The following is an 11,433-nucleotide window of genomic DNA, read 5'->3' as shown; positions in this document are numbered from 1 at the left end:
CCTGCGCACACAGAAGAGCCGCCCGACCCGGAACCCGGGTCGGGCGGCTCGACCGACATCTCAGGCGCGGACCGTCAGGCCCACCTTCTGGAACTCCTTGAGGTCGGAGTACCCGGCCTTCGCCATCGACCGGCGCAGACCACCGACCAGGTTCAGCGACCCGTACGGATCGTCCGACGGGCCGGTCAGCACCCGGTCCAGGCTCGGTCGCTCACCGAACCCGACCGGCAGCAGCGCACCGCGCGGCATCGACGGGTGCGCGGCCGCCGACGGCCAGTACCAGCCGCCCCCCGGGGCCTCCGCCGACACCGCCAGCGGAGCACCGAGCATCGCGGCATCCGCACCGCAGGCGATCGCCTTCGCGAGGTCGCCGGAGGTCGTGATGTCACCGTCGGCGATGACGTGCACGTACCGGCCGCCGGTCTCGTCGAGGTATTCGCGGCGCGCGGCGGCGGCGTCGGCGATCGCCGTCGCCATCGGCACACCGATACCGAGCACCTCACCAGTGGTGGTGGCACCCTCGGTCGAGCCGTACCCCACGATGACGCCCGCCGCCCCGGTGCGCATCAGGTGCAGCGCGGTGCGGTGGTCGCTGACGCCACCCGCCACCACCGGAACGTCCAGCTCGGAGATGAACGTCTTGAGGTTCAGCGGCTCCGAACCGTTCGCGACGTGCTCGGCCGAGATGATGGTGCCCTGGATGACGAGCAGGTCGATGCCCGCCTTGATCAACTCCGGCGTGAGCGCCCGCGCGTTCTGCGGGCTGACGCGCACCGCCGTCGTGACGCCGGAATCCCGGACCTGGGCGACCGCAGCCGCGAGGAGGTTCGGCTGGATCGGGGCCGCATGCAGTTCCTGCAGCTTCTTGATCGGCGCGTCCGGGTCGGCGTCCGATTCGGCCAGCTGCACCAGCTCGGCGATCTTCGCGTCGACGTCGGCGTGCCTGCCCCACAACCCCTCGCCGTTGATCACGCCGAGACCGCCGCGCTTGCCCAACTCGATCGCGAACGACGGGGACACCAGTGCGTCCGTCGGGTGGGCGAGCACCGGGATGTCGAATCGGTATGCGTCGAGCTGCCAGGTCGTCGACACCTCTTTCGACGACCGCGTCCGGCGGGAGGGAACGATGTCGATGTCGTCCAGCTCGTAGGTGCGACGGGCGGTTCGGCCCATACCGATCTCAACGAGGTCGCGCACGCGCGCCCCTTTCTTCGATTGTGTGCGGGGTGGGTACTAGCGAGCGGCGTAGTTCGGCGCCTCGACGGTCATCGTGATGTCGTGAGGGTGGCTCTCCTTGAGCCCGGCCGCGGTGATCTGCACGAACTGAGCCTCCTGCAGATGCTCGATGCTCGCCGAACCGGTGTAGCCCATCGCTGCCCGCAGACCGCCGGTCAACTGGTGGATCACCGAGCTCAGCGGCCCCCGGAACGGTACCCGACCCTCGATGCCCTCCGGCACCAGCTTGTCCTCGGAGAGGACGTCGTCCTGGAAGTAGCGGTCCTTCGAGTAGGACTTGCCCTGCCCGCGGCTCTGCATCGCGCCCAGCGACCCCATGCCGCGGTAGCTCTTGAACTGCTTGCCGCCGACGAGGACCATCTCGCCGGGCGATTCGGCGGTGCCGGCGAGCAGCGAGCCGAGCATCGCGGTGGACGCACCCGCCGCGAGCGCCTTGGCGATGTCCCCGGAGAACTGCAGACCGCCGTCGGCGATCACCGGGACACCGAGCGGCTTGCACGCGGCCACGGCCTCGAGGATCGCGGTGATCTGCGGGGCACCGACACCGGCGATGACGCGGGTGGTGCAGATCGAGCCCGGCCCGACACCGACCTTGACCGCGTCGACGCCCGCCTCGACGAGCGCCAGCGCGCCGCCGCGCGTCGCGACGTTGCCGCCGATGAGCTGGACCCGGTCCCCGATCTCGCCCTTGAGCTTCGCGATCATCTCGAGGACGCCGTTGGAGTGGCCGTGGGCGCTGTCGACGACGAGGACGTCGACACCGGCGTCGGTCAGTGCCATCGCGCGGGCCCAGGCGTCGTCACCGACACCGACGGCCGCACCGACGAGCAGCCGACCGTCGCGGTCCTTCGTCGCGTTGGGGTGCTGCTCGGTCTTGACGAAGTCCTTGACCGTGATCAGTCCGGTCAGCCTGCCCTGACCGTCGACGATCGGGAGCTTCTCGATCTTGTGGCGGCGCAGCAGGCCCAGCGCGGCCTCGGCGGTGACGCCCTCCTGCGCGGTGATCAGCGGCGCCTTCGTCATCACCTCGGACACCGGACGGCTCTGGTCGACCTCGAACCGCATGTCGCGGTTGGTGATGATGCCGACGAGCTGGCCGCCGTCGTCGGTGACCGGCAGACCCGAGATCCGGAAGCGCGCACACATGGCGTCGACCTCGGCGAGCGTGTCGGTCGGCTTGCAGGTCACCGGGTCGGTCACCATTCCCGCCTCGGACCGCTTGACCGTCTCGACCTGGGACGCCTGCGCCTCGGTGGACAGGTTCCGGTGCAGGACGCCCATGCCACCGGCGCGGGCCATGGCGATCGCCATCCGCGCCTCGGTGACGGTGTCCATCGCGGAGCTGACCAGGGGAACGCGCAGCCGGATCTCACGTGTGAGCTGGCTCGAGGTGTCCACCTGGCTGGGGATGACATCCGACGCGGCCGGCAAGAGCAGCACGTCGTCGAAGGTGAGCCCGAGCATCGCCACCTTGTCGGGACGATCTCCTCCGGTGCGCACGTGACCTCCGGTATTAGTCATGCGGCTTACGAACCTTTCATTCGAACGTCGGTTGCGCTGGACCGTCGGACACCGCCGCGCCGGGTGAGACACCCACGGCACGCACCCCTCCGGGCGCCGATACGTCACGATTGTTTCAGGCAGAAACAATGCTCGTACCCGGCGAACTATTCCCTCAGACCGCCCACCATGGTATCGGCTGTGCGCGCGTGCGAGCGAACCCGGTGAGTGTGACAGGTGGCGCAGACCGCCCTGCGCTGCGTACCGTGGACCTGTGCGTGATCAATTGCCCCCCGGCCTGCCGCCGGATCCGTTCGCCGGAGACCCGTCCGACCCCTCGGCTGCGCTCGACGCGATCGAACCGGGTCAACCACTCGACCCCCACGAGCGGCTCGCCGTCGAGGAGGATCTCGCGGACCTGGCGGTCTACGAGGCACTGCTCGGGCACCGCGGCATCCGCGGCCTCGTCGTCTGCTGCGACGACTGCCAGCAGGACCACTACCACGACTGGGACATGCTGCGGGCGAACCTGCTCCAGCTCCTCGTCGACGGCACGGTCCGTCCGCACGAGCCCGCCTACGATCCGGTGCCCGAGGCCTACGTGACCTGGGACTACTGTCGCGGCTACGCCGACGCGTCGATGAACGAGGCGCTGCACGGCGACGGCTTCGACGCCTGACGACGACCGCGCACACCGGGGATCCCGCCCCGTCCCCCCGCCAGCGAAACGGCCCGACAAGCAGTCGCTTGTCGGGCCGTTTTCCGTCGGCGGACACTAACCGGTCGGGGTACCGTCCGTCCCCGTCCCGGCCCCCGTCCCGGCCCCCGTCTCCGCGCCGGTCCCGGAGGGAACCAGATCGGCGGTCGGGAGCGTCTGGGTCGGAACGACGAGGGTCGTCGGACCCGATCCGGTGTCCGGCCAGGTCGGGACCTCGGGCAGCTGCGGCACCGAGGTGACGGGCGCAGGCGGCACCACCGTCGTCGGACTGAGCGGCACCACCGGAACCCGCGTCGTGGACGGCAGGGTCGGCACGACGGGCAACTGCAGGATCGACGGGGGAACCGACGGCACGACCGGAGCGAGAGTGCCCGGCACCGTCGTCGCCGCCCCCGGGATCCCCGGCACCGTCGTCGTGGCACGCGGGGAGTCGGTCGTGGTCGGCGGCACGGTGGTCGTCGTCTTCGCGACGTCGGACATGAGCCGGTCGTGCCAGGCGTTCAACTCGTCGCGCTTCGACGCGTCGTTCACACCGGTCACGCTTCGGCTCGCGGAATCGAGCACTGCCATCGCGCCCTGCGGGTCCCCGGACCGGATCAAACGCTCGGCCTCCTCGAGGTTGCTCGTGGTGTCGATGCTCGCGACGGTGGAGCTCGCCCGCTCGCTGAACACGACCTCCTTGACCTTCCACAGGGGGTCGCCCGGCTCCGCGTTGTACGAGAAGACGGTCACACCGGCCATCACCACCGCGATCGCGGCGGCGGCGCCGGCAACGGGACGCAGTAGGCGCAGGCCGAACGAACGCGATGAACGTTGTTGCGCGAGTTCGGCATCCACCGCTGCCGCGACCTCGTCGAGGGTCGGACCCGCGGGCAGGTCGGCGGCCACGATCTCGGCGCGCCAGCCGGCGAGCAACATCGCCAGCTGGTACTCCTCGCTGGTCGAGGTGGCCACCTCGTCGCCGCCTGCGATCGCGTCGATCAGGGCGTCGTCGCGCTGGACGGCCGCCAGGTCGACCGGTTCGTCGTGTGCCACCGCGTCACCATCGGTTCGGGTGAGGTCGGCGTCGGACGCATCGTCACGCCGCGACCACTCGTCGTGTCCGCCACGCTTGCTCCCCCTAGCCATACATCTCACCCGCTTTCGCTACTTCGTTCTTCAATTTCGCGAGTGCCCGGTGTTGGGCAACCCGTACTGCTCCAGCCGTGCTTCCGACGGCGGCCGCCGTCTCCTCCGCGGACAGTCCCACGACCAGGCGGAGAATGATGATCTCGCGATGCTTGTCGGAGAGCGTCGCGAGGAGGCCACTGACCTGCCTGCTCGTTTCCGAGTCCAGGGCGAGCTTCTCCGGTCCTTCGTCGGAGGAGACGACGTCCGGCACCTCGGCCATCGACTCCGCCCTGTTGCGACCCGCATTGCGGTGCGCATCCGCGACCTTGTGCGCGGCGATCCCGTAGACGAATGCCATGAAGGGCCGACCCTGATCCCGATACCGCGGAAGGGCGGTCATCACAGCCAGGCACACCTCCTGCGCCACGTCGTCCGCGGAGAGGTGTCCTCGCTCCGCGGCTCCGACCCGTGACCGGCAGTAACGCACGACCATGGGTCGGACAAACTCCAGAACCCGAGACAAGGCCACTCGATCGCCCTGCGCTGCCGCAGCGACGGCTGAGTCCAACTCCTCGCTCGTACTACTCATCGACAGACTGTGTCCTGGCGTTACAGTGGCGCCCACGTGGCGGGGCGCTCCCACCGGATGGTGGAACGCTTGAAGGATAGCGACCAGTAGTCACGTTTCCCTGAATCGCCCGCCCGCGGCCGCGATCCTCTCCTCACAACGACGCCGCACCGAATCTGCCTCCGACCCGGGCTCCACCCCACCGAGCAGCATCGCGGCGGCCCACTGCAACGGCACCAGGTGATGCTCCTCGCACTGCGACAGCACTGCACGGGCGGATGCGACGGCCGCGGCCGGCTCGGACCCGGCACTGATCGCGGCCGCGTGGAGCAGTTCGGACTTGACCCGGTGTCGCACCGACGGCGACGCCGAGGCCAGCTCGACGGCCCGCGCGGCGGCCGCGCGACCACCCGCCCCGTCGCCGGACGCCAACCTCGTCTCGGCGGTCACCCAGTACAGCCGGATCCGCTGCCGCCACAGCGAACCGCCGCTGCGCCCCGCATCCGACTCCGATCCCTTCGAGGCGTCGAGCACCTCGTCGCACCGGTCGAGCAACCGGAACGCCAGCCGGAGCCGACCGCAACCGAGGGCGTCGGCCGCGAGACCGGTCAGTGCGTCGGCACGCGCCGCGGTCGCCTCCGGGGACCGAACGCCCCCGAGCACCGCGAGGGCTCTGCCGTCCTGTCCCGACGCGAGCCGGTGCCATCCGAGTTGTCGGAGCAGGGACGCCTCGGTGCTCGCGGCCAGCGATTCGAGGACCGCATCCGCACACCCCCGCCTCAGCGTCGCGAGTTCGGCGTGGGCGGCCGCGTACCGGCCCTGGCCGCCGAGTGCGACTGCCCGCAACCACCGGCCGCGATCGTCGTCGACCGGCGGCAGAGCAGCAGCGCCCGGGCAGGGCCCGAAAGCGACGTCTTCGATTGACCCGAGCACCCCGCAAGCGTAGGTCCCCGCCGCCCGCAGACGAACCCCAGGGCGTAGCGATTACCGGTTGCCGTCCAGTTTGTCGAGAGTTTCGGTCACATTAACATTTCGGTTCGAATAATCATTGAACTCGTTCGCCGGCCCCCGGAAGTGCCGATAATGAGATCGGGCACGTTGGCAGCTCTTGACACTGCGTCCAGTTCAACAGCGGACAAATCCCTCCGCCCTCCAACTTCGAAAAGGCCCTACCACCTGCAAATACGTCGCTTCCTGGCGAATCGGGCGGGGATTCGGCTGCTCCGGTCCGGAATCACGGAAATGCGTCGATGTCGATGAACGGATCGTTAATTTTCGCGTCCAGAAGTATGTAAATCACCACGAAGAGAACTGTTGACTCGTTTTCTACGCCGAATATAACGTTGTTGCTGAAATTGAGCACGCGGTGAACGACCTTCCCGTCGTGCTCACGAAGAGGGTTCCACACCCGGTCGAGTGCCGCATCCGCACAGCAGTGCGGTACTCGAGTCGCCGACGTCAGGAGATGGCATGCCGCAACCGAATCACCTCCCCGGCCCCAATGCCGACATCTGGGACTGGCAGATGCACGGACTCTGCCGCGGCGTCGACTCGGCGATGTTCTTCCACCCCGACGGCGAGCGTGGACGCGCCCGCGCCCAGCGGGAAATGCGCGCCAAGGAGATGTGTGGACGCTGCCCGGTGCTGAACCAGTGCCGCAACCACGCCCTCACCGTGTGCGAGCCGTACGGGATCTGGGGCGGCATGTCCGAATCGGAGCGCGAGTCGTACGCGCGCCGCGGCAGGCAACAGCGCCTCGCCTCCTGACCCCGCGTGGTCATCCGAGACACGAGAAGGGCCCCGGACGAATCGTCCGGGGCCCTTCTCGTTCGTACTCCTAGTGGCTGTGGCCGTGGCCGTGCGCCGCCTCGGCCTCGGCGGCGGGCTTCTCGACGACCGCCGACTCGGTGGTCAGCACCATCCGCGCGACGGACGCGGCGTTGACGACCGCGGACCGGGTCACCTTGACGGGGTCGACGACACCGTCGGCGAGCAGGTCACCGTAGGTGAGGGTGGCGGCGTTGAAGCCGTGACCCTTCGGCGCCTCGAGCACCTTGCTGACGACGACGGAACCGTCGAGACCCGCGTTGGTGGCGATCCAGTAGAGCGGAGCCTCGAGCGCCGACCGCACGACCTCGACACCGGTGGCCTCGTCGCCGGTCAGCGAGTCGGCGAGTGCCGTCAGGGCCAGGCCGGCCTGAACCAGGGCCGAGCCACCGCCGGGTACGATGCCCTCCTCGACAGCAGCCTTCGCCGCATGGACGGCGTCCTCGACGCGGAACTTGCGCTCCTTGAGGTCCGTCTCGGTGGCCGCGCCGACCTTGATGACCGCGACGCCACCGGCGAGCTTGGCCAGACGCTCCTCGAGCTTCTCCCGATCCCAGTCCGAGTCGGTGTTCTCGATCTCGCGACGCAGCTGCGCGACGCGGGTGTCGATGTCGGCCTGCGTGCCCGCACCCTCGACGATGGTGGTCTCGTCCTTGGTGACGACGATGCGACGCGCGCTGCCGAGCAGGTCGAGGCCGGCCTCCTTCAGGGACAGCCCCACGTCGGAGTTGACGACGGTGCCCGCGGTGACGACGGCGAGGTCGTCGAGGAACGCCTTGCGGCGGTCGCCGAAGAACGGCGCCTTGACCGCGACGGCCTTGATCGTCTTGCGGATCGAGTTGACGACCAGCGTGGACAGGACCTCACCCTCGACGTCCTCGGCGATGATCAGGACCGGCTTGCCGGACTCCGCGATCTTCTCGAGCAGCGGGAGGAAGTCGGGCAGCGAGCTGATCTTCTCGCGGTAGAGGAGCACGAGCGCGTCCTCGAGGATCGCCTGCTGCGCGTCGACGTCGGTGACGAAGTACGGCGAGAGGTAGCCCTTGTCGAACTGCACGCCCTCGGTGACGACGAGTTCGGTCGCGAGGGTGGAGGACTCCTCGACGGTGACGACACCGTCGGTGCCGACGCGGGTCATGGCCTCGCCGACGAGCGCGCCGATCTCCTCGTCACGGGAGGAGACGGTCGCGACCTGGGCGATCGCCTCCTGGCCCTGGACGGGGGTGGCCGCGGCGATCAGGGCCTCGGCGACCGTGTCGGCCGCCCGGCCGATGCCCGCGCCGAGCGCGATCGGGTTGGCACCTGCCGCGACGTTCTTCAGGCCGGCCCGGACGAGGGCCTGCGCGAGGACGGTGGCGGTGGTGGTGCCGTCACCCGCGACGTCGTTGGTCTTGGTCGCGACGGACTTGACCAGCTGTGCGCCGAGGTTCTCGAACGGGTCGTCGAGCTCGATCTCACGAGCGATGGACACACCGTCGTTGGTGACGGTCGGACCGCCGAAGGCCTTGGCCAGCACGACGTGCCTGCCGCGGGGCCCGAGGGTCACCTTGACGGCGTCGGCGAGCTGGTCGACGCCGCGTTCGAGAGCGCGGCGCGCGGTCTCGTTGAATTCGATCTGCTTGGACATGAGTGCTGTTGCTCCTGGGAGGGTCCTGGACGCGATCCGCCCCGGGTCCGTTGAGAGGACGCCGGGGCGGATGCACGTGGCTTACTTGGAGATGACAGCCAGCACGTCGCGTGCCGACAGGATCAGGTACTCCTGGCCGGCGTACTTGATCTCGGTTCCGCCGTACTTGCTGTAGATGACGGTGTCGCCCTCCTGGACGTCGAGCGGGATGCGCTTCTCGCCATCCTCGTCCCAGCGGCCGGGTCCGACGGCGACGACGGTGCCCTCCTGGGGCTTCTCCTTCGCCGTGTCGGGGATGACCAGGCCAGAGGCGGTCGTCGTCTCGGCCTCGTTGGCCTGGACGAGGATCTTGTCCTCGAGCGGCTTGATGTTCACGCTCGCCACGATGAGCCCTCCACTTTCAGGGGTGTCCAGCGCCCTGGGCTGTTCCCCGGGCGGTTGTCTAGTGTCACGCTTTTCGGCCCCTGGTCCGGTCACGTCGTCGCGGGTGCCGTGACCGGCTCGGCGCCATCTAGCACTCTATACATGCGAGTGCCAGCACTCAAGACATTGATCTGCTCGCCACGACCACTTCGCCCCGAGCGAAATCAGCGGAGGTGAACAGTGGATGTCCTACAGTCATCCGGGTGGCGAACCTGAACAGGCGTGGATTTCTGGGACTGGCCGGCCTGGGCGCCGCGGGCGCACTGGGCGTCGGCGCATTCGGACGGGCTCCGTGGGGTACCTGGTACGCGGCGGCCGACACCCTGCCCGGCACCACACTCGACACCGTCGCCACGCCCGTCGGCACCACCGGGTATCGCGCCCTGACCGCAGGCCCCGGCTGGCCGGTGGTCGTCCGCGGTGAACTCGCCGAGCCCCGGTCCGGACGCGAGGACCGCCGGATCGCGCTGGCGTCGCTGGTCCAACTGACCGACGTCCACGTCGTCGACGCCCAGTCCCCCATGCGTTTCGAGTACGTCCACCCGTTCACCGGATCGGCGTTCCGACCCCACGAGACCCTCACCACGCAGGGACTGGTGTCGCTGGTGCAGCGGGTCAACGCAGTCGGCAGTGGCCCGCACACCCGGCGCGGCTTCGACGCGGTCGTGTCGACCGGCGACAACACCGACAACAAGGAGCACGCCGAACTCGGCTGGTTCCTCACCGCCCTGAACGGCGGCACCTTCGTTCCCAACACCGGTGCCGCGGACCGCTACGAGGGTGTCCAGAACTCGGGGGCCGACCTGTACTGGAACCCCGAGTCGCCCATCCTCGACATCTACAAGAAGGCAGGCTTCCCGCAGATCCCCGGGCTGCTGGGTGCGGCGCTGGCCCCGGTCACCAGCCCCGGCCTGAACACCCCGTGGTACTGCGTGTTCGGCAACCACGACGATTCGGTCGAGGGCACCGTGCCGAGCGGCATCGGCCCGCTCGAGGCCATGTACACGGGGTCGCTCAAGTTCGAGGTTCCGGGGTCGCCCGAGCAGGCCCGCGCCGTGGACATCGCCACGAAGTTCGACCCCGCCGGGGTGCCCGCGGCGCTGGCCGCGCTCACCGCCCCGCCCCGCCACGTGACCCCGGATCCGTCGCGCGCCCCGTTCACCCCGCGGCAGTTCATCGCCGCCCACCTCGATCCGGCGAACACCGGCCCCGGCCCGGTCGGCCACGGCTTCGCCCCGGACGCCGGGGAGACCGGCATCGGGTACTACTCGTTCGAGATCGCTCCGGGCGTCGTCGGGATCAGCATGGACTCGACCAACCGTGCCGGATTCGTCGACGGTTCGCTCGGCGAGGCCCAGTTCCGCTGGATCGAGCAGACCCTGAGGGACGGCAGCAGCCGCTTTCACGACGCGGACGGACGCCCGGTCACGCAGAGCCGCGACGACACCTGGTTCCTGCTGTTCAGTCATCACACCAGCGAGTCGATGGGCAACCTGCTGCCCGACCCGGAGAACCCCGGCGAACGCCGGTACAGCGGCGCCGAACTGGTCGCCCTGCTCAACCGGTTCCCGAACGTCCTCGCCTGGATCAACGGCCACACCCACGAGAACCGGATCACGCCGCGGCCGGGACCCACTCCGGCGCAGGGCTTCTGGGAGATCAACACGGCGTCCCACATCGATTTCCCCCAGCACGCCCGGATCGTGGAGGTCGTCGACAACGCCGACGGAACGCTGTCCCTGCTGACGACACTGATCGAAGCGGACAGTCCGTACGAGGCCCGGCACGGCGACTTCTCCCCGACCGGGCTGGCGTCGCTGTACCGCGAGCTGTCGTTCAACGACATCCACGCCGACGCCTCGCCGCTCGGCGGCGGCGGCGACCACAACACCGAACTCCTGTTGCCCTCCCCGCGCGGATGACACGCCGCCCGACCGGCGATTATTGCACTGAAAATGCAAGTAATATAGCGTCGGTCGCGTGCAGCTGACCAGATTCACTGACCTCGGGCTGCGCGTGATCATGCGCCTTGCCGTCTCCCCCGGAGGCGGTGGCCTGACGACGAGTCAGGTGGCGGATGAGATGTCGATTCCCTACACGCACACGACCAAGGTGGTGCTGCGGCTCAAGGAACTCGGCATGATAGAAGCCCGCCGCGGTCGGGGCGGCGGGCTCACCATCACCGACCGGGCGCGCGGCACCACCGTGGGCTGGCTCACCCGGCAACTCGAAGGCGACGACGAGGTCGTGACCTGTGACGGCGCGACGCCCTGCCCGCTGCGGGGCGGTTGCAAGCTGCGGGGCGCACTGCGCCGCGCCCAGAACGCCTTCTACGACTCCCTCGACGAGGTGACCATCGACGACCTGGTTCGCGAGCCGCGGGACGCCCAGGTCCTGCTCAGCCTGTCCGTCGGACCGAACTAG

At 69.2% G+C, this 11,433-nt stretch carries 11 protein-coding genes; 4 read left to right on the top strand and 7 right to left on the bottom strand.

Annotated features, from left to right (window positions below):
• Window positions 1-60 precede the first annotated feature (60 nt).
• Window positions 61-1,197, bottom strand: coding sequence for a GuaB3 family IMP dehydrogenase-related protein (locus ACFYVR_RS10345; RefSeq protein ID WP_387472407.1), 1,137 nt, complete (start codon window positions 1,195-1,197; stop codon window positions 61-63).
• Window positions 1,198-1,233: 36 nt separating this feature from the next.
• Entirely contained in the window at window positions 1,234-2,757 is a 1,524-nt protein-coding gene (gene guaB, locus ACFYVR_RS10340; RefSeq protein WP_387472405.1) for an IMP dehydrogenase, read from the bottom strand.
• 253 nt (window positions 2,758-3,010) lie between these two features.
• Between guaB and ACFYVR_RS10335 the strand changes: the two genes are divergently transcribed.
• Entirely contained in the window at window positions 3,011-3,415 is a 405-nt protein-coding gene (locus ACFYVR_RS10335; RefSeq protein WP_027501780.1) for a DUF5319 domain-containing protein, read from the top strand.
• A gap of 96 nt (window positions 3,416-3,511) precedes the next feature.
• Here the strand turns inward: ACFYVR_RS10335 and ACFYVR_RS10330 are convergent, their stop codons facing one another.
• The 3 genes from ACFYVR_RS10330 to ACFYVR_RS10320 form a co-directional block, all read right to left on the bottom strand.
• Window positions 3,512-4,489, bottom strand: a complete 978-nt coding sequence (locus ACFYVR_RS10330; RefSeq protein WP_387472401.1) for an anti-sigma-D factor RsdA — start codon at window positions 4,487-4,489, stop codon at window positions 3,512-3,514.
• 85 nt (window positions 4,490-4,574) lie between these two features.
• The gene (locus tag ACFYVR_RS10325; RefSeq protein WP_387472399.1) at window positions 4,575-5,153 is read right to left on the bottom strand and encodes a sigma-70 family RNA polymerase sigma factor; all 579 of its coding nucleotides are present in this window, start codon (window positions 5,151-5,153) and stop codon (window positions 4,575-4,577) included.
• A gap of 90 nt (window positions 5,154-5,243) precedes the next feature.
• Window positions 5,244-6,065, bottom strand: coding sequence for a hypothetical protein (locus ACFYVR_RS10320; protein WP_387472397.1), 822 nt, complete (start codon window positions 6,063-6,065; stop codon window positions 5,244-5,246).
• Between the two features lie 537 nt (window positions 6,066-6,602).
• Here ACFYVR_RS10320 and ACFYVR_RS10315 point away from each other — a divergent pair.
• Entirely contained in the window at window positions 6,603-6,899 is a 297-nt protein-coding gene (locus tag ACFYVR_RS10315; protein WP_387472394.1) for a WhiB family transcriptional regulator, read from the top strand.
• A 70-nt stretch (window positions 6,900-6,969) separates the two neighbouring features.
• Here ACFYVR_RS10315 and groL read toward each other — a convergent pair whose 3' ends face one another.
• On the bottom strand, window positions 6,970-8,586 hold the full coding sequence (gene groL / locus ACFYVR_RS10310; RefSeq protein ID WP_387472391.1) for a chaperonin GroEL: 1,617 nt from the start codon (window positions 8,584-8,586) through the stop codon (window positions 6,970-6,972).
• Window positions 8,587-8,667: 81 nt separating this feature from the next.
• Window positions 8,668-8,970, bottom strand: a complete 303-nt coding sequence (gene groES, locus ACFYVR_RS10305) for a co-chaperone GroES (protein ID WP_007535256.1) — start codon at window positions 8,968-8,970, stop codon at window positions 8,668-8,670.
• Window positions 8,971-9,212: 242 nt separating this feature from the next.
• On the opposite strand from groES, the gene ACFYVR_RS10300 reads away from it, so the two are divergent.
• Window positions 9,213-10,931: a TIGR03767 family metallophosphoesterase gene (locus ACFYVR_RS10300; RefSeq protein WP_387472389.1), complete on the top strand. Its 1,719-nt coding sequence runs from the start codon at window positions 9,213-9,215 to the stop codon at window positions 10,929-10,931.
• 58 nt (window positions 10,932-10,989) lie between these two features.
• Entirely contained in the window at window positions 10,990-11,433 is a 444-nt protein-coding gene (locus ACFYVR_RS10295; RefSeq protein WP_387472386.1) for an RrF2 family transcriptional regulator, read from the top strand.

This window comes from Rhodococcus sp. NPDC003318 (assembly GCF_042879035.1).
Lineage (GTDB): Bacteria > Actinomycetota > Actinomycetes > Mycobacteriales > Mycobacteriaceae > Rhodococcus_G.
Note: the sequence above shows the minus strand (reverse complement) of the source record. Positions and strands in the feature narration are given on the sequence as shown.